This is a genomic window from Pseudomonas sp. AC083, assembly GCF_979253165.1.
The window spans coordinates 14130-33264 of the sequence record NZ_CEEDDH010000012.1; the positions used below are offsets into that span (position 1 = coordinate 14130).

Annotated in this window: 15 protein-coding genes; 10 read left to right on the top strand and 5 right to left on the bottom strand. The window is 60.9% G+C overall.

Going from position 1 to position 19135, the window contains the following annotated elements:
• On the top strand, positions 1–2169 hold the full coding sequence (locus tag AC0IXA_RS17670; RefSeq protein ID WP_471814087.1) for a TonB-dependent siderophore receptor: 2169 nt from the start codon (positions 1–3) through the stop codon (positions 2167–2169).
• 127 nt (positions 2170–2296) lie between these two features.
• Positions 2297–3490 carry a GAF domain-containing sensor histidine kinase gene (locus AC0IXA_RS17675; protein WP_122601807.1) on the top strand — a complete coding sequence of 398 codons (1194 nt, stop codon included), beginning with the start codon at positions 2297–2299 and terminating at the stop codon, positions 3488–3490.
• Positions 3491–3498: 8 nt separating this feature from the next.
• Here the strand turns inward: AC0IXA_RS17675 and AC0IXA_RS17680 are convergent, their stop codons facing one another.
• Entirely contained in the window at positions 3499–4431 is a 933-nt protein-coding gene (locus AC0IXA_RS17680) for a helix-turn-helix transcriptional regulator (protein ID WP_024012697.1), read from the bottom strand.
• A gap of 542 nt (positions 4432–4973) precedes the next feature.
• On the opposite strand from AC0IXA_RS17680, the gene AC0IXA_RS17685 reads away from it, so the two are divergent.
• From AC0IXA_RS17685 to AC0IXA_RS17700, 4 genes are all read left to right on the top strand, one after another.
• Entirely contained in the window at positions 4974–6323 is a 1350-nt protein-coding gene (locus tag AC0IXA_RS17685; RefSeq protein ID WP_110645684.1) for an MFS transporter, read from the top strand.
• A 99-nt stretch (positions 6324–6422) separates the two neighbouring features.
• Positions 6423–7115: a fumarylacetoacetate hydrolase family protein gene (locus AC0IXA_RS17690; RefSeq protein ID WP_471814090.1), complete on the top strand. Its 693-nt coding sequence runs from the start codon at positions 6423–6425 to the stop codon at positions 7113–7115.
• A 34-nt stretch (positions 7116–7149) separates the two neighbouring features.
• On the top strand, positions 7150–7908 hold the full coding sequence (locus AC0IXA_RS17695; protein WP_471814092.1) for an SDR family oxidoreductase: 759 nt from the start codon (positions 7150–7152) through the stop codon (positions 7906–7908).
• A 31-nt stretch (positions 7909–7939) separates the two neighbouring features.
• On the top strand, positions 7940–8896 hold the full coding sequence (locus AC0IXA_RS17700; protein ID WP_471814094.1) for a 2-hydroxyacid dehydrogenase: 957 nt from the start codon (positions 7940–7942) through the stop codon (positions 8894–8896).
• A gap of 817 nt (positions 8897–9713) precedes the next feature.
• Here the strand turns inward: AC0IXA_RS17700 and AC0IXA_RS17705 are convergent.
• Both AC0IXA_RS17705 and AC0IXA_RS17710 read right to left on the bottom strand, forming a co-directional pair.
• Positions 9714–10055, bottom strand: coding sequence for a hypothetical protein (locus AC0IXA_RS17705; protein ID WP_024012691.1), 342 nt, complete (start codon positions 10053–10055; stop codon positions 9714–9716).
• An 86-nt stretch (positions 10056–10141) separates the two neighbouring features.
• Complete coding sequence (locus tag AC0IXA_RS17710) at positions 10142–10783, bottom strand: ATPase (protein WP_471814245.1); 642 nt, start codon at positions 10781–10783, stop codon at positions 10142–10144.
• A gap of 165 nt (positions 10784–10948) precedes the next feature.
• Here AC0IXA_RS17710 and AC0IXA_RS17715 point away from each other — a divergent pair, with 165 nt between their 5' ends.
• From AC0IXA_RS17715 to AC0IXA_RS17725, 3 genes are all read left to right on the top strand, one after another.
• Positions 10949–11197 carry a hypothetical protein gene (locus AC0IXA_RS17715; RefSeq protein WP_400553888.1) on the top strand — a complete coding sequence of 83 codons (249 nt, stop codon included), beginning with the start codon at positions 10949–10951 and terminating at the stop codon, positions 11195–11197.
• 105 nt (positions 11198–11302) lie between these two features.
• Complete coding sequence (locus AC0IXA_RS17720) at positions 11303–12460, top strand: GGDEF domain-containing protein (RefSeq protein ID WP_471814097.1); 1158 nt, start codon at positions 11303–11305, stop codon at positions 12458–12460.
• A gap of 8 nt (positions 12461–12468) precedes the next feature.
• Positions 12469–12963 carry a PaaI family thioesterase gene (locus AC0IXA_RS17725; RefSeq protein ID WP_122507051.1) on the top strand — a complete coding sequence of 165 codons (495 nt, stop codon included), beginning with the start codon at positions 12469–12471 and terminating at the stop codon, positions 12961–12963.
• A gap of 120 nt (positions 12964–13083) precedes the next feature.
• Here the strand turns inward: AC0IXA_RS17725 and AC0IXA_RS17730 are convergent, their stop codons facing one another.
• The gene (locus AC0IXA_RS17730) at positions 13084–15288 is read right to left on the bottom strand and encodes an OsmC domain/YcaO domain-containing protein (protein WP_341637720.1); all 2205 of its coding nucleotides are present in this window, start codon (positions 15286–15288) and stop codon (positions 13084–13086) included.
• 220 nt (positions 15289–15508) lie between these two features.
• Between AC0IXA_RS17730 and AC0IXA_RS17735 the strand changes: the two genes are divergently transcribed.
• Positions 15509–18118, top strand: a complete 2610-nt coding sequence (locus AC0IXA_RS17735; RefSeq protein WP_471814100.1) for a bifunctional diguanylate cyclase/phosphodiesterase — start codon at positions 15509–15511, stop codon at positions 18116–18118.
• 3 nt (positions 18119–18121) lie between these two features.
• On the opposite strand, the gene cydB is transcribed toward AC0IXA_RS17735, so the two are convergent.
• Positions 18122–19123, bottom strand: coding sequence for a cytochrome d ubiquinol oxidase subunit II (gene cydB / locus AC0IXA_RS17740; RefSeq protein ID WP_471814102.1), 1002 nt, complete (start codon positions 19121–19123; stop codon positions 18122–18124).
• Between the last annotated feature and the right edge of the window lie 12 nt (positions 19124–19135).

A 19135-nucleotide genomic window follows, 5' to 3' on the forward strand; every position in this document is an offset into this window, starting at 1 on the left:
ATGTCGTTTCACACCATTCACCGCCGCTCGAACCTTTCACCTAACCTCCTCGCAATCGCCATCGGCATGGCCAGCATCGCTCCTGCGTTGGCTGAAGAAACCGCAGCCACTGCGCCCGCCAATGGCCCGCTGGAACTGCAAGCGACCGAAATCGGCGCCACGCAGATGAGCAGCACCACCGAAGACACGCAGTCCTACACCACCGGCCCGATGCAGACCGCGACCAAGCTGTCGCTGACCATGCGCGAAACGCCGCAGGCGGTGACGGTGATCACTCGCCAGCGCATGGACGACCAGAACATGACCAGCGTCAACGACGTGGTGCGCGGCACGCCGGGGCTGTTCCTCAGCGAGGCCAGCGGCCCGGGCCGGCAGACTTACAAGGCGCGCGGTTTCGACATCGACAACATCATGTACGACGGCCTGCCCAGTTCGTATTCGCCGTACACCCTGGCGGTGCAACCGAACCTGGCGATGTTCGACCGGGTGGAAATCGTCCGTGGCGCGACCGGCCTGGTCACCGGTGCCGGCAACCCGTCGGCGGCGATCAACATGGTGCGCAAGCGCCCGACCGCTGATCAGCGCGTGACCCTCACCGGCGCCGCCGGCAGCTGGGATGACTACCGTGGCGAAGTCGACGCCTCCAGCCCGCTGAACGACAGCGGCACCCTGCGTGGCCGGGTGGTGACGTCGTATCAGGGCGCCGACAGTTTTCGCGACAAGGAAGAAAACGATCACGGCCTGTTCTACGCCATCGGTGAAGCCGACCTGAGCGACAGCACCACGGCGACCCTCGGTTTCTCCCGGCAGAACGATCAGACCAATTATTTCTGGGGCGGCCTGCCGATCGGCGAAGACGGCCACCACCTTGATCTGCCCCGCTCCACTTACCCGGGCACCGACTGGGAAAACCGCAAGCTGCAAGTCGACACCGTATTCGGTGAAGTCGAACACCGTTTCGACAACGACTGGAAACTGCATGTTGGCGGCTCGACTTCGACAACCGAGGGCGAATTCTCCGGCACGTATTTGTCGCGCTACGACGGCCCGCTGGAAACCACCGCCTACCAATCGCACCACACCGACAAGCAACGCGCCTTCGACGGTTTCGCCAGCGGCCCGTTCGAAGCGTTCGGCCGTACCCACGAGTTGGTAGTCGGCGCGAGCAATCGCGTGTACGACGCCACCACCAAGCAATACGCGCCCTACGACACCGGCCTGCCGATCGCCGCGCCCAAGCCTGACTTCGTCCGTAGCGGCAAGTCGCGCAACGTCACCACCCAGGATGCGGTTTACCTGACCACGCGCTTGAGCCTGGCCGATCCGCTGACGCTGATCCTCGGCAGTCGTCTGGACTGGTATGACTACGACGATCGCAGTGCCGACGGTGACTTCAAGGTCACGCGCAACCTGACCCGTTACGCCGGCCTGATCTACAAACTCGACGACCATCACTCGGTCTACGCGAGCTACACCGACATCTTCACCCCGCAAACCCAGAAGGACCTCGGCGGCAAAGTGCTTGAGCCGATCGTCGGTGAAAACTACGAAATCGGTATCAAGGGCGAATATTTCGACGGCGCGCTGAACGGCAGCGTGGCGGTGTTCCAGATGGACCAGACCAACCGCGCCACCCAGGCGGCGACCCAGCTCGGCTGCCCGGAACTGACCTGCTACGAAACCTCCGGCAAGGTTCGCGCCCAAGGCGTGGACATGGAACTGCAAGGTGCGCTGACCGAGCAATGGCAAGTCGGCGCCGGCTACACCTACACCCGCGCCCACTACATCAAGGACGAAAACCCGGCCAACAATAACCAGAAATTCGACACCGACATGCCCGAGCACCTGTTCAAGGTCTCCACCGTGTACCGCTTCAAAGGCCCGCTGGAAAAACTGCGCGTGGGCGGCAACGTGTACTGGCAGAGCCGCATGTACAACGACATCGCTCTGGCCAACGGCGGCAGCTATCGCCTCGAACAGGGCGGCTACGCGGTCACCGACCTGATGGCCGGTTATGAAGTCAACAAGCACCTCGACCTGCAGGTCAACGCCAACAACATTTTCGACCGCAAGTACTATTCCTCCATCGGCACCGACGTGACCTGGGGCTCGACCGATAACTACGGCACCCCGCGCAGCTACATGATGACCGCCAAGTACAAGTTCTGAGGCGATAGCGCTCAGCAAGCACCACACAGGGCGCCGGGAGTTTTCCCGGTGCCCTTTTTTGCAGGTTCATTAGGCAAGGCCGGCAATTACCGATAGTCTCTGGCGACACTTTCGCGAAGCACCGGCCATGCCCCAGACAGATTTCTCCTCCGACCTCCAGGCCATCGGCAGCATTGACGCGGTGCCGGTGATCCTGAGCATGGTCAAGCACATCACCGGTATGCGCTTCGCCGCCGTAGCGCGGGTCACCGAGAGCAAGTGGATCGCCTGCGCCGTGGATGATTCGATTGACTTCGGCCTGTTGCCCGGCGGCGAACTGGTGCTCGAATCGACGATTTGTCATGAGATCCGTCAGCACCATCAGCCGGTGATCTTCGGCCATGCCAGCCAGCACCCGCTGTTCTCCACGCATCACACGCCGAAAACCTACGGTCTGGAAAGCTACATTTCCATTCCGATCATCAAGGCCGATGGCGAGTTCTTCGGCACGCTGTGCGCCATTGATTCGGTGCCGGCGAACCTCGACGACCCGGCCATCGAAAAGACCCTCACCCTCTTCGCCCAACTGATTGCGATGAGCCTGGATACCCAAGGCCATTTGCACGCGACCAAAACCGCGCTGGCCGATGCCAACGAAATGGGCCGTCTGCGCGAGCAGTTCATCGCCGTACTGGGCCATGACTTGCGCACGCCACTCAGTGCCATCCGCATGAGTGCAGATCTGCTGGAAAGCAAAGTCGAGGACAAGCGCTCGCGCACGCTACTGTCGGCGATTCGCACCAGCTCGGTGCGCATGGGCGTGCTGATCGAAAACATCCTCGACTTCGCCCGGGGTCGGCTCGGCAGTGGCATCCCGGTGCAGCGCAAACTGGTCGATGACTTGCAGCAAACGCTGCGCCAGACCCTTGAAGAAATCCAGGTGGCCTACCCGCAGGCGAAGTTTATCGATTCGCTGGAGGTGCCGGCCGGGGTCTATTGCGACCCGCTGCGGATCAGCCAGTTGTTGTCGAATCTGCTGGGCAACGCCGTGACCCACGGCTCCACCGCCGAACCGATCGTGCTCAAAGCCTTTGCCGAGGGCGACGAAATCGTTATTTCGTTGACCAATCAGGGCACGCCGATCCCGCCTGCGCTGATGCCGCTGCTGTTCGAACCGTTTTCCCGTTCCGAAGCAGGCCAGCGTCATGAAGGGTTGGGACTGGGCTTGTACATCGCCGGGCAGATTGCCAATGCGCACAACGGCACCTTGAGCGTGACGTCCGACCGTGAAACGGGCACCTGTTTTGTCGCGCGCTTCCCTGCCCGCTTCAAGTGGGTCTGAGCGCCGTTCTAAGTATTCAGTGGCGTCTGCGGCGTGTCGGGGTTGAGCTGGCGGCGGCGGAACTGCCCCGGTGGCTGGCCATGAATCTGGCGAAACCGCCGGGAAAAATAGGCCTCATCGGCGAACCCGCACAACCGCGCCACCTCGCCCACCGAGCGCGTACTGTTGAGGAGGAAGTTGCGCGCCGCGTGCATGCGCCGCTCCAGCACCAGCTCGGTGAAGGTCTTGCCGATCTCTTTGCGCAACCAGTGCGTCAGGTAGGTCGGTGACAGATAGGTCGCAGCGGCGACTTTGATCAGGTTGAGATCAGGATCGGCGATGTTCTTCCGCAAATACTCGAACATGCGGCTCAAGGCGTCGCGACGACTGTTCTCGGCGGCATTCTCTTCCGCCAGGCGCTTGAGCGGCTCGGCGTAGAGAAAACACACGCTGCCGATCATCTGCAGCAACAAGCCCTTGAGCATTTCCCGCGTGCCGAACTGACGGTTCTCATCGAGTGCGCGCATCTGTTCGATCAGGCCGCAGACCTGAGCGAAATCCTCATCACCCAAAATGAAATCCAGATGTTCCTGAAAGCGGAACGGCGACAGCTCCGGCGCGAGCAGGATTGACACCTCTTCCAGATCCATCGGGTCGCATTGCAGATGCGGCAAGAGAAACGTCTGGGAAAAATTGATGACGATGAAATTGCTGTCTGCGGGATGCGGAATCACATGCACGCGGTGCGGCAGGATGAACGCCAGGGTGTTGCGCGGGAATGGCCGCTGGACGCTGCCGATGTGCTGCACGGTGTCGCCACCGAGATTGATCTGAATCTGGAAGTACTCGTGCCGGTGAGGCGCGGTTTCGGCGCGCCGCCCCTTTTTGTCGCGAATGTAGAAATCGGTCAATTCGCTGCGTTGCTGCATGACGTAGGTCGGGATACGGCTGGGTGAAGACATGGGCAGAAGGTCCTCCGGGCAGTGAGGTGACGCCTGTCATCTTGCAGGGTTGGGAGGTGGGCGGCAATGAGTCATACGATGACATTGTCTTTTTTGAATGAAGCCTCCCCATGTGCCTGTCCAAAAACCGCATTACTATAAAAATACGGATAGTTGTTATTTTTCAGCAACTTGGGATTTAAATCTGATCTTTATTCTCAAGACAAATCGTATTTATCTTTTTGGACACGTTCGCCAAATCCACGTTTTTCAAGAAAAAACGTTCTAACCTATCGGTTGATTTAGACCCGTTGTACGACCACTGTAATGACCAACGCAGCCCAACCTCTTTCAAAAACAATCAAAGGTGCGCACGTCATGATCCTGCTATTTCCCCTCGCCGCCCCGCCCGACCTCCCATTGAAAATCAATCGCACAAAGACGTTCCTGCACGTCTGAAACCCGCGCTGCAACCCGTCCGATTGCCTTGCCCCACACGTTGCGGGCAACGGCATCGGCTGCTCGAAAAATCTCGACTCTTCTAACAATAACGAGGTCTCCGCATGTCCAACTCCCATTCTTCCAGTGCCACGGTGCCGCCGGTGATTGCCGGTGCACGCGATGCCGTTAAGGCGCAGCGTCTGCCTACCCGGCGGCGCTGGTTCATGCTGTCGCTGCTGCTGATCGCGACGATCATCAATTACATCGACCGGGTGAACATCTCGATCGCCGCGCCGTTCATGGCCAAGGACCTGGGCCTGGACAAGATCGAGATGGGCCTGATTTTTTCCGCGTTCGCCTGGACCTATGCCTTGGCCCTGGTGCCGGCCGGCTTCATTGCCGACCGGTTTGGCTCGCGCTTCACCTACGGCGTTTCGCTGATCAGCTGGTCGACCGTCACCGTTTGCCAGGGTTTCGCCACGGGGTTTGCCTCGCTGTTCGGCCTGCGCCTGGCGGTCGGCGCCATGGAAGCCCCGGCTTTTCCGGCCAACAGCCGCGCGGTGACGGTGTGGTTCCCGGCGCGGGAACGCGGGATGGCCAGCAGCATTTACGTGTGCGGCCAGTACCTCGGCACGGCGCTGTTCACCGGCGCGCTGCTGTGGCTGGCGACCACCTTTGACTGGCGCCACGTGTTCTACAGCACCGGCGCACTCGGCATCGTCTTCGGTGTGCTGTGGCTGTACCTGTATCGCGATCCGCTGAACTGCAAGAAGGTCAGCCAGGAAGAATTGAAGTACATCGAAACCGGCGGCGGTCTGGTCAAGAGCAGCCAGGAGCGCACCCGCTTCAACTGGCGGCAGATTGCCGAGCTGTTCAGCTATCGGCAGATCTGGGCGATCTGCATCGGCAAGTTCGCCAGCACCTCGGCGCTGTACTTCTTCCTCACCTGGTTCCCGACCTACCTGATCGAAGAACGCAAACTGACCATGATCAAGGCCGGGATCTTCGCCGTGCTGCCCTTCGTCGGTGCCACGGTGGGGATTCTGCTGGCCGGCATCGTTTCCGACCTGCTGATCCGTCGCGGCTACTCGATGTCGTTTGCGCGCAAGTTGCCGCTGGTGGTCGGTTCGATGCTGGGCATGTCGATCGTGCTGGTGAATTTCACCGACTCCAACCTGATCTGCATCGCCGTGCTGACCATCGCGTTCTTCGCCCAAGGCATCGCGTCCTCGTCGTGGGCGGCGGTATCGGAAGTAGCGCCGAAAGAGCTGATCGGCCTCACCGGCGGCATTACCAGCCTGGCGGCGAACATCGGCGGCATCGTCACGCCGATCGTGATCGGCGCCATCGTCCACGCCACCGGCACCTTCGCCTATGCCTTCTGGTTTATCGGCGGCGTGGCGCTGATCGGCACCCTCTCCTATTCGTTACTGCTCGGGCGCCTGTATCGCATCGAGCTGAAGGTGCGCTGAGGCGAAATACCCGGATTTGTCCAAACGCAGGCGGCTTTCGTCCAACTTCGCCGACGCCAGCCGCCGTACGCTGCCCTTTCAAACAGGATGACCCGCAGGATGAACATGACCGAATACGTCTTTACCCCGGATCTGCCCGTGACCTTGCCGGTCCTCGGCACCGAGCAGCGCTTCCCCGTTGGCCGGGTGTTCTGTGTCGGCCGCAACTACCCATGGCCGGACACTCAAGGCCAGTCGCGCCAGCCGCCAGTGTTTTTCATGAAACCGCCGAGCTGCGTGGTCGATGCCGTCGGCGACATCGCCTTCCCGACAGTGTGCGAGGACTTCGTTCACGAAATCGAACTGGTCGTCGCCATCGGTGAAGGCGGCGCCAATATCCCCGAGGATCAAGCGCTCGCCTACGTCTGGGGCTACGCCGCCGGCCTCGACCTGACCCGCCGCGATGTGCAACGCGCAGCCAAGAGCAACGGCCTGCCGTGGGAAGGCGCCAAGGTGTTCGACGGCGCCGCGCCGATGACTGCCGTCGTCCCGGTGAGCCGCAGCGGCCATCCCGAGGGCGAGTTGTGGCTGAACGTCAACGGCGAAGAACGCCAGCGCGACAATCTCGACAGCCAGATCTGGTCGGTCAGTGAAGTCATCGCGCGCATCTCGCAATCCGTGCCCCTGCGCGCCGGCGACCTGATCATGACCGGCAGCCCCGCCGGCGTTGACAGCCTGCAACCGGGCGATGTGATCAGCGCCGGCATCGACGGCATCGGCCACCTGGAAATGCGCGTCGGCCCACGGCCCTGATTCCAGCGCATTGAGAAAAAAGGAGAACAACACTATGACGACCCCTTCGAAAGTTGCGCTGGTGACCGGCGCCGGCAGTGGCATCGGCCGCGCCGTGGCGCTGGGCCTGATGGCTGACGGTTTCACCCTTGTGCTCGCCGGACGCCGGCCCGAGCCCTTGCAAGCGCTGGTCGAACTGGCGCAGAGCCAGGGTCACCCAGCGCTGGCGGTACCCACCGACGTGCGTGATCCGGCCAGTGTCGACGTGCTGTTCGCGACCATTGCCGAGGTCTACGGGCGCCTCGATGTGGTCTTCAACAACGCCGGCGTCAACGCCCCCGCCGTGCCGCTGGATGAACTGACCTTCGAGCAGTGGCGCAACGTGATCGACACCAACCTCAACGGTGTCTTTCTCTGCGCTCGCGGCGCGTTCGGGCTGATGCGCAAACAACAGCCGCAGGGCGGACGAATCATCAACAACGGTTCGATTTCCGCACACACACCGCGCCCGTTCAGCAGCGCCTACACCGCGAGCAAACACGCCGTGCTCGGCCTGACCAAATCCCTGGCGCTGGACGGCCGTGAATTCAACATCGCCTGCAGCCAGATCGACATCGGCAATGCCCTGACGGAAATGTCGGTGCGCATGACCAAAGGCGTACGCCAGGCCAACGGCAGCATCGCCGTCGAGCCGATGGTCGACGTCAAACACGTCGCCGATGCAGTGCGCTACATCGCCGGCCTGCCGCTGTCAGCCAACGTCCTGAACATGACCGTCATGGCCAGCGCCATGCCGTTTGCCGGCCGCGGTTGAGCCGGCCTTTTTATTGCGTAACGAGGTAGCCATGAAGCCAGAAATCCTGCAACTGAGCCCGATCCTGATCCCGCAAATCAACGCGCGTCTGGACCAACTGTTCACCGTACGGCGTTACTTCCAGCAAGCGGACAAACCCGCCTACATAAACGACCACGGCGCCAACATTCGTGGCGTGATCACCGGCGGCCACACCGGCATCAGCCAGGCGCTGATGGCGCAACTGCCGAACCTGGAAGTCGTCGCGGTCAACGGCGTCGGCACCGATGCCGTCGATCTGGCCTACGCCCGCGACCGCGGCATCCGCGTCACCGCCACCATCGGCGCCCTCACCGAAGACGTCGCCGACCTCGCCATCGGCCTGCTCATCTCGGTCTGTCGCGGCCTGTGCACCAGCGACCGCTACGTGCGCTCCGGCCAATGGCCACAAAGCCCGACCCCACTCGCCCCGCTGCCCTTGGCCCGACAAGTCTCCGGCATGCGCATCGGCATCGTCGGCATGGGCCGCGTCGGCCGCGCCATCGCCACCCGCGCCGCCGCCTTCGGCTGCCCGATCAGCTACACCGACTTGCAACCGATGAGCGACGTCCCCCACACCTTCGTCGCCGACCTCAAACAACTGGCCCGCGACAGCGACGCCCTGATCCTCGCCGCCGCGGCGGACAAGGGAGAAGCGATCATCGACGCGCCAGTGCTGCAAGCGCTGGGCAAGGACGGTTATCTGATCAACGTCGCCCGGGGCAAACTGGTGAACGAGACGGATCTGGTTGCCGCGCTTTCGGCTGGGGAAATCGCCGGGGCTGGGCTGGATGTGTTTGTCGATGAACCGAATGTGCCTGAAGCGTTTTTTGCTAATGAACAAGTGGTGCTGCAACCGCATCGGGCCAGCGCCACCTTGCAGACTCGCACGCGGATGGGGGAAATGGTGGTGGCGAGTCTGGTTGATACGTTTGCGGGGAAAGTGCCGGTTGGGTGTGTGACGGGGTGAACGGGTTCCGGAGCGCTGTTCGTGATCGCGGCGCACACCGCCTTCGCGAGCAGGCTCGCTCCCACAGGTTTGATTGCGTACATTCAGTGAGAAATGGGGCGTCTGTCAGGCTGCCTTCGCTGGCAAGCCAGCTCCCACAGTTTTTGTGGCGTGGACATGAATTGGTCAACACCCAACGTCCAATGCAGGCTTGCTCTCAACGGAAAAGCAAAAGCGAAGGCCAGATCAAAAGATCGCAGCCTTCGGCAGCTCCTACAACTGGATCGCGTTCCGCTCAAGAACAGGTCGACTGTCAGGCCGCCTTCGCGAGCAGGCTCGCTCCCACAGAAAAGCAAAAGCAAACCACGCAGGCCGTCCCGCCACCCAACACGATGAGCGCAAGCTCGAGTAGCTTTTGATCCTGGAGCCCGTCGGCAGGCTGAGTGGAGGGATTGATCCGGGGGTGGGAGCGCAGCGACCGTCTGGCGCAGCCAGACACAGCGGAAGGAGGTGCAGCGGAGCAAACCGGAGCCGCTGCGCCCGGATCGATCCCGGAGCGAAGGAACCCCGAGCCCCAGCGAGCGGGCCGAACGTCAGGGCGAAGACCTTTTGGTTCCTTTTGGGGCGTTTGCCAAAAGGGACTCGCCGTAAGGGCGAAACTGCCAGCCGCAACACCACCAAAAAAGGATATACACCCAAAAACCCCAAAGCATGGTCGGCCCAAAGGCCGCCAAGTCCCCAAAAAAAAGCCCCACAACCGAAAACCAGTGTGGGGCGAAAAAATTGGTTGGTTGCGGCCAACCAAAGGAGCTCTGTCAAAACCCGTCAAGCGCTCAGATCAAATACACTCCTGAGCCGCCCGCTCAAAACTCGAAGGCAACAAATTCGACGCCAGCAAATGCCGCTCATAAATGAACACCTTGCCGCCCTTCCCCGCCTTGTACGCCTCCAGCACGTTATCCGCCGACACCTTGCTCGGCACCACGATCCGATAACTGCGCTGACTCTGCGAAACCGTCGGATTCAACGCACTGTCCTGCAACTTCGGCACCACGCAATCGGCGTACTGCGCCGGCGTCTTGCTGGTCTGCAAGGTCAGGGTCGGATCGTTCGGCGCCGAAGCGCAACCGGCGAGCAACAGGGAAACAAAAGCCATGGCTGGCACGAATAAAGTACGCATGGAGTAAATCCTGAAAAATAAAGGTCCGGTTCAACCGGCAACGGTTCGACTTCACGGCGCCGCCGTTGCCATTTACGTTTTAAGAATCAGCTCGACGCCACCAGGGCCTTGAGCGACACATCGAATTGCTTCAGCGCATTGAGTTGCAGGTCACGCTGCTGATTGATCTGCGCGGCGATCTGCGGCGCCGCCTGGTTGTGCACCCAGACCGAAGGCAATTCTTGCTCGATCGCCCCCTCGGCCTTGCCGATGTACTGCAGATCGGCGTCGTAGAACCGTGCGGAAAAACGCGCTTCGACCAGACTGTTGCGCTGAGTCAGCAAGCGGTTGAAGGTGTCGAGCTTGACCACCACGTCCGGATGGGCCTGAACCAGCGCATCGAGGTTGTCGTAGACGGTCACCGAGACGAACTGCTGTTGCAGCGAACTCACCAGCCAGTCGAGGGCCAGTTCCGGGTCGGAGCTGCCGACAAACGCGTCGCGGATACGCGAATCCAGTGCGTCTTTCGCACCGTTCAGCGCCATGTCGTGGTAACGCTCCAGGTATTGCAGGTTCTGCAAAGTGTTTTCGCTCAACAACACACCCACGGTCTGCGTGTGCTGCAACGCCGAGGCGCTGGCGGCGATGGGTTGCAGGTGACACGACCGAGCGTCGTCTGCGTAAGCCGGTGCAGCAACCACCCCGCCCATCAGCAGGGCGATCATTGCCAGTCGAGTCAGAATGTTCATCGCGCAATTTCCTTGAGCTGCGTCTTCGATGGAGGCGATTTTCCGCCGATCGCTGGCAAAGCAGAACTTGCGTTTCTTGATGGTCACTATTACTTCCAGCAATAGTTGCGTGCCACGCAGACTGATGCACACTGGACCTGCCAACAAAATGATGAGGGTCTCGCCTTGAGAACGTTTGATCTGATCCGTGACGCCGTACTGCCCGAATATCGCGAGCGCGTGGCCGAATACCTGATGCAATACGAAAGCGTCCTGCTGGACAAAAACAGCCGCGATGCGCAACTGATCCGCGACACTGCCCAGCAACTGCGCGGTTATCTGCGCGGGCTCAACACCACGCGGGTGCTGGGCATGGCCTATTGGGAAGAGCTCGATCGCCGCGTGGTAGACACCTGGCTAAGCCCGCAAGAGTGACCGCTGGAGCGCCAGTGGTCTGCCCGGCAACGCGCCCCCTGCGAAAAACCTGACCAAACGCTTACAATCGCAGGCCTATTGCCATACAGACAGGCTTGCCCGGAAATGCCGCTCGACCCGCCAACGATGCTGACCATCACGATCGCCCTCGCAGCCGCTGCCGCGCTGTACCTGGCGGTCGAGTGGCGCAGCATCCGTGAGCCTTCGCTACTGTTCTGGAGCGCCGGTTTCGCCACCATCACCATCGGTTCCACCCTGGCTCTGCTGCGCAGCAGCGGTTTTCTGCTGCTGGGCATCTGGTTCGCCAACGGCCTGCTGGTGACCGCGCACTTCTTCTTCCTCCTCGGTGTGGCGCGCTTCACCCAGACCCGACTGTCGCCGGCGTGGTACCTGATTTTCGCGACGTGGCTGATCATGTTGATGATGCCGGACGGCCCGCTGTGGTCCAAGGCCATGCTGGTGGCCAACTCGCTGCTGGTGGCGATCCCGACACTCAAGGCCAGTTCGCTGTTGCGTCCACACGGCAAGTCGTTGAGCGTTGGCGCGGTGCAACTGCGTTATGTGCTGCTCGGCCACGGCATCTTTTATGTGGCCAAGGCCCTGACCGTGGTGATCCCCGGCACGCTGATCGATCTGGCGGCGTTTCGCGGCGAGATCATTCAGATCTCGCTGGTCGAAGGCGCGATGGCGATCATGTTGATCGCCTTGTCGATGACCGGCACCGAGCGTTATCGCCGGGAAAAACAGATCGCCCGCCTCGCCGAGCGCGATCCGCTCACCGCCCTCTACAACCGCCGCGCGCTGGAAAAGCGCACGCCACGCCTGCTGGCCGGTGTCTCCGCGCAAAGACCGGGTGCATTGCTGTTGATCGATATCGACAACTTCAAACTGGTCAACGACCAGTACGGGCATATCGCCGGTGATCGCTTGCTGATTGCCCTGAGCGAGATGATCCGCGCCCAGCTGCCGCCCCATGCGCTGACGGCGCGGCTGGGTGGCGATGAGTTTCTGATGCTGCTCAACAACGCCTCAGCCGAAGCTATCCTTGAACGGGGCAATGCCTTGCGCGAACAATTTCTGGCCTTGGCGTCGCACACCTATCCCACGTCCGCCGCGGTGACTTTGAGCATCGGCGCCACCCTGTTCGACAAACCGCCGGCCAGTCTGGCGGCGCTGATCGAACTTGGCGACGCCGCGCTCTACGAGTCCAAACGCGGCGGACGCAACCGCTTGCGCCTGTCCGGCCTCGCCACTCCAGGATGACCCCAGCCATGTCCAGCCACGCCACCCCGCTGCAAGACCTCGCCGCCCCCGAAGGCGTTTGTTACGGCTGCGGCGGGCGCAATCCGCAAGGCCTGCACGTGAAAAGTCGGTGGGATGAGGACGGCAATCACGTCATCGCCGAGCATCTGCCCGAAGCTCAATATTGCGGCTGGCCGGATCTGGTTTACGGCGGGCTGATTGCCATGCTCGTCGACTGTCACTCCAACTGGACCGCCATGGCCTGGCACTACCGCGCAGAAAACCGCGAAGCCGGCAGCCTGCCGCGCATCGACTGCGTCACCGGTAACCTTGGGATCAAGTTCATCAAGCCAACGCCGATGGGCGTACCGCTGCTCTTGCGTGCACGGGTCGAAGGTGAAGTCGGGCGCAAGACTCGGGTGATTTGCGAGGTGTATGCAGGGGAAGTGCTGACAGCGGTGGGTGATTCGGTGTTTGTGCGTGTGGATACGGGGCAGTTGGCGGATGCAGCGCATGGCCGCTGAGCTTGGCTCGATCTGTAGGAGCTGCCGAAGGCTGCGATCTTTTGATCTTGCTTTGGTCAAAAAAAAACAAAGTCAAAAGATCGCAGCCTTCGGCAGCTCCTACATTTGGATCGCCTGCTCTCAATGCGACAAGGTTGTCCCATTCGCCCGCGCCGCATGCAGCTTTTTATAGCTTTCGATCAAGCGCAAATGCCGGTCCAGCCCTTCCAGCTTCATGCTCGTTGGCGTCAAACCGTAAAAACGCACACTGCCATTCACCGAACCAATCGCCGCATCCATACGCTCGTCACCAAACATCCGGCGGAAATTGGCTTCGTAATCCTCAAGCTCCAGGTCCTCATCCAGCTCCATCTCCAGCACCACATTGACCGCTTGATAGAACAAGCCACGCTCAACGGTGTTGTCGTTGTATTGCAGGAATGCCTCAACCAGATCCTTGGCCTCGTCAAACTTCTGCAGCGCGAGGTAGATCAGCAGGCGCAGTTCCAGAATCGTCAGCTTGCCCCATGGTGTGTTGTCATCGAACTCGATGCCGATCAGCGTGGTGATATCGGTGTAGTCGTCCTGCTCGCTGCGTTCCAGGCCCTGGACCAGATTGCGCAAGCCAACCTTACTGAGGTTGTGCAGATTGAGGATGTCGGCGCGAAATTGCAGGGCTTTGTTGGTGTTGTCCCAGATCAGGTCTTCGACCGGGTAGATCTCCGAGTAATCCGGCACGAGGATGCGGCAGGCGTTGGCGCCGATGTGCTCGTAGACCGCCATGTAGACTTCCTTGCCCATGTCTTCGAGGATGCCGAACAGGGTCGCGGCTTCTTCGGCGTTGGAGTTTTCGCCTTGGCCTGAAAAGTCCCACTCGACGAATTCGAAATCTGGCTTGGCGCTGAAGAAGCGCCACGACACCACACCGCTGGAATCGATGAAGTGCTCGACGAAGTTGTTCGGTTCGGTCACTGCCTGTCCCGAGAACGTCGGCTGCGGCAAGTCGTTGAGGCCTTCAAAGCTGCGGCCCTGGAGCAGTTCGGTCAGGCTGCGTTCCAGCGCGACTTCCAGGCTCGGGTGCGCGCCGAACGAGGCGAAGACGCCGCCAGTGCGCGGGTTCATCAGGGTCACGCACATCACCGGGAATTCACCGCCCAGCGAGGCGTCCTTGACCAGCACCGGGAAGCCCTGCTCTTCCAGGCCCTTGATGCCGGCGAGGATGCTCGGGTATTTCTCCAGTACCTCTTGCGGTACGTCCGGCAGGGCCATTTCGCCTTCGAGAATTTCGCGTTTGACTGCGCGCTCGAAAATTTCCGACAGGCACTGCACCTGCGCTTCGGCCAAGGTGTTGCCAGCGCTCATGCCGTTGCTCAGGTAGAGGTTTTCGATCAGGTTGGACGGGAAGTACACCACTTCACCGTCCGACTGACGCACGAACGGCAGCGAGCAGATGCCGCGCTGGGTGTTGCCGGAGTTGGTGTCGTACAGGTGCGAACCGCGCAGCTCGCCGTCGCGGTTGTAAATGCCGAGGGTGTAGTCGTCGAGAATCTCGCTTGGCAACTCGTCCTGCGGACCCGGCTTGAACCATTTCTCGTCCGGATAATGGACGAATTCGGCGTTGGCGATGTCTTCGCCCCAGAACTGATCGTTGTAGAAGAAGTTGCAGTTCAGGCGCTCGATGAACTCGCCCAGCGCCGAGGCGAGTGCGCCTTCCTTGGTCGCGCCCTTGCCGTTGGTGAAGCACATCGGCGAATGCGCATCGCGAATGTGCAGCGACCAGACGTTGGGCACGATGTTGCGCCACGAAGCGATTTCGATCTTCATGCCGAGGTCGGCGAGGATCTTCGACATGTTGGCGATGGTCTGTTCCAGCGGCAGGTCCTTGCCGGCAATGTAAGTGCCCGCCTGGGAGTCGGACTGCGGCATCAACAAGGCCTGGGCATCGGCGTCGAGGTTGTCGACTTCTTCGATGATGAACTCGGGGCCGGTCTGCACCACTTTCTTCACGGTGCAGCGGTCGATGGAACGCAGGATGCCCTGGCGATCCTTCTCCGAAATATCGGCGGGCAATTCGACCTGAATCTTGAAGATCTGGTTGTAGCGGTTTTCCGGGTCGACGATGTTGTTCTGCGACAGGCGAATGTTCTCTGTCGGGATGTTGCGCGTGTCGCAGTACAGCTTGACGAAGTAAGCCGCGCACAAGGCCGACGACGCCAGGAAGTAGTCGAACGGCCCCGGTGCCGAGCCATCGCCCTTGTAGCGAATGGGCTGATCGGCGATCACCGTGAAGTCGTCGAACTTGGCTTCAAGTCGAAGGTTGTCGAGAAAGTTGACCTTGATTTCCATGCGGGATTACCAGACTACGGCTAAACGAATGGCGGCCATTATCCGGTTTTTGTGCGGGAAGTCTCGCCCTTTCGGGATTCGCCGCTGGCCGGCGGTTCTGGAAATTCCAACGGATTCGCTACACTTTGAAAAAATCCAGGCGATACCAATAACAACAATCTGAACATTGTGCGCTCGCCATTGTTCTAGATTCAGAAGACACCGGATCAAGGACGAGCACATGGCCGTTACTCTCCCTGCGCAGCCAATCCCGACCCCGCAACGCGCCGTGACCCGGCGCCTGGCCATCGCCGTTGGCGCACTGTTTGTTGCGGGTGTCATCGCCGCGATCAGCACCTTGCTTGGCATCGCCAATACCCTTGACGCGAAGGATCTGGAACAGAACCAGTTCTATTCCGTGCGCGCCGTGGAAAACCGCATCACCGCGTCGAAAAACTACATCACCAGTTATGCCTACTGGACCCGCGCCTATGAGGCCTTGAGCGGGCCGATCGACGTCAACTGGGCCTACACCGAACAGAACATGGGCAAGACCCTGTTCACCAGCGACGGCTACGACGGCGTGTTCGTCCTTGATCGCAATCGCACCAAGTACGCGGTGATTCGCGGGCAGATGGTTGAAACCGACGTATCCAGCGTACTGCAAGCGCCCGCCTCGGCGCTGGTCGAGCAGGTGCTGAGTCAGCCTGATCTGACCAAGCCGATCAGCCGCTATTCATTGTTCGAAGGCTGGCCGGCGTTGATCACCGCTGCCGCGATCATTCCCAACGACGAGCGCCCGCTGGATGAACTGAGAAACACCTCGGTGCTGGTGTTCGTCGACAAGCTGACCCCGACCAAACTGCGCAAAATCGGCAGCGGTTATGGCCTGACGAACCTGACCCTGGTCCCGGACGACACCATTGAAAAAGGCCATCCAAGCGTGCCGCTCGACAGCACCGGGTACAGCCTGGTCGCCGACCTGCAACGGCCCGGTCAGCAATTGTTGTGGACGCTGGCGCCGCCGCTCGGCGCGACGTTTCTGGTGCTGATGCTGCTGACGGCATACTTTTTCCGCCACGCCCTGCGCTCTTCGCAATACGTCGACAACAGTATCCATGCGATGCAGGCGTCGAATCAGGCCCTTGAAGCCGCCAATCATGCCCTCGAAGCCAGTGAAGAACGCTTTCGCGCCGTGGCCGAAGCGGCGTCGGACTGGATCTGGGAAGTTGATGATCAGTTGGCGCTGACCTATCTGTCGGCGCGCTTCAGCGAAGTCACCGGCTACCCGCAAGCCCTGTGGCTGGGCCAGGACATCGGCGAATTACTGACTTGCGACACCACGCCACTGGAGCTGTGGCTGCGCAAACTCAGCGAAGAAAACAGCGCCGGCGATTTGCGCTGCACTTATCGCGATCACTCCGGGCAGCCACGCCACTGCCGGCTCTCGGCGCGGCCGATTTTCGACAAGGACAGCGTCGTCGGCTATCGCGGCACTGCCAGCGATATCACCGACGAAGTCGCCGCCCATGCGCAGATCCAGCACCTGTCGATGCATGACGCCCTGACCGGTCTGCCCAACCGCAACAAACTGGCGCGTTATCTGGATGAAGTGCTGATATTGAAAGAACACTCGCCACCGCTGTCGCTGCTGATGATCGATCTGGACAACTTCAAACCGATCAACGATTCCCTCGGCCATCCTGCCGGTGACGCGGTACTCCAGGAAGTCGCCACGCGTCTGCGCGAATGCACCCGCGAGCACGACCTCGTCGCCCGCCTCGGTGGTGATGAATTCGTCGTGGTGCTCAATGGCATGGACAGCCATAACGAGATCGACAAATTCTGCACACGGCTGATCGGCAGCCTGCATCAGCCGATCCTCTACGAACAGCATCCGCTGCATATCGGCGCCAGTGTCGGCATCGCCCTGAGTCGTCGACACGGTTTCGTCGCCAGCGATCTGATCCGCTACGCCGACATCGCGCTGTATCAAGCCAAATCCGACGGCAAGAACACCTGGTGCTATTTCGAAGCGCACATGAGCGACCAGATCCAGACGCGCCGGCAAATGGAAGATGACCTGCGCCATGCGCTAAAACACAACGAATTCGTCTTGCACTATCAGCCGCGCTACAAGGTCGACGGCAAACACATCGTCTCGGTGGAGGCGCTGGTGCGCTGGCAGCATCCGACCCAGGGCCTGCTCGGGCCGGACGTGTTCATTCCGCTGGCCGAGCAGACCGACCTGATCGTACCGCTGGGCCGCTGGGTGCTGCGCGAAGCCTGCGAAACCGCGCTGGAATGGCCCCATGACATTCTGCTGTCGGTCAACCTTTCGCCTGCGCAGTTCGCCCTCAGCGATGTCGTCGAGGATGTTCGTGAAGTGCTGGTGGATACGCGTTTCCCGGCCAGCCGTCTGGAGCTGGAGATCACCGAGAACGTGATGCTCAATGACACCGACGGCGCGCTGACCACCATGAATCAGCTCAAGGAGCTCGGCGTGCGTCTGAACATGGACGACTTCGGCACCGGTTATTCGTCGCTCGGTTACCTACGCGCCTATCCATTCGACGGGATCAAGATCGACAAACGCTTTATCGCCTCGATCAGCAGCGGCACCAACGACCGTGCCGTGGTGCAAGCGATCATCGGTCTGGGCAAAGCCATGGGGCTGACGGTGACGGCCGAAGGCGTCGAGACCGAGGAGCAACTGGCGATTCTCGGCAAGGATCAATGCAACGAGGTGCAGGGTTATTTCATGAGTCGGCCGATCGACAAGGCGGCTTTTGCTGATCTGCTACGGGCTTCGCGCCTGTCGCTGGTGAGCAAAAAAGGTCGGGTGACGTGAATCTCAGCCATCGCTGGCAACGCGCACTTTGCCGCTGAACACGCGGAAACCGAAGGTGTTGTAGGCCAGGGTTATCGGTATGAGTACGGCGAATCCGATCAGCATGAAGATCTGGCTGGTGGGGCTAGAGGCTGCTTCGCTCAAGGTCAGATTCGGCGGAATGATGAAGGGAAATAGCGCGACCAGCATCACCGCGAAAGCCAGGACGAAAACGCCCAATGCGGCGAACAACGGCACACAGTCAAAGCGCCCGTGAAAACCTTTGCTGAACACCCATCCTAGAGCGCTGACGATCAGCCCTGCCGGCAACCACAGCCGAATATCGGCGAGCCGCCGGGCATATTGCGGCTGCAATGTCGACGTCCATGCGATCAGCACCAGCAATAACGCCACGGTGACAAGGGACAGCACGCGGGCCTGGCGGGCCGAGTGCTGCTGCAATTCATCAAGGGTGCGCCAGTACAGCCAGCACGTCCCCAGCCAGACGTAACCGAGCACCAGCACCAAACCGCAAAACACAGGGAACGGATTCAGCCAGTCGCGCCCATCGCCAATGTACTGACCGCCCTGATGCGCAACGCCTTGCACGAGAGTGCCGAGCACCATGCCCTGGACAAACCCGGTCAGCAGCGAAGCCAGCGCCAACACGCCGTCGACGATGCGCTTGCGTCGCTCGTTCGGTGCGTAATCGCGAAACTCCAGCGCCATGGCCCGCGCGATCAAGGCGAGGAACATCACGATAAAAGGCACGTACAAGGCCGGCAGCAAGATCGCGTACGCCAGCGGAAACAACGCCAGCAGCCCGCCGCCGCCGAGCACCAGCCAGGTTTCGTTGGCGTCCCATACCGGCAGAATCGACACCGCCATGGCTCGCCGCTGATGACTGCAACCGGTCAGGCCCATGAGCATGCCGACGCCCAGATCGGTGCCGTCGAGCACCACGTAGTTCATCACCGAGAACGCCAATGCGGCAGCGCACAACAGCGTCAGCCAGTCGGTGTCCATGTCTGCGACTCC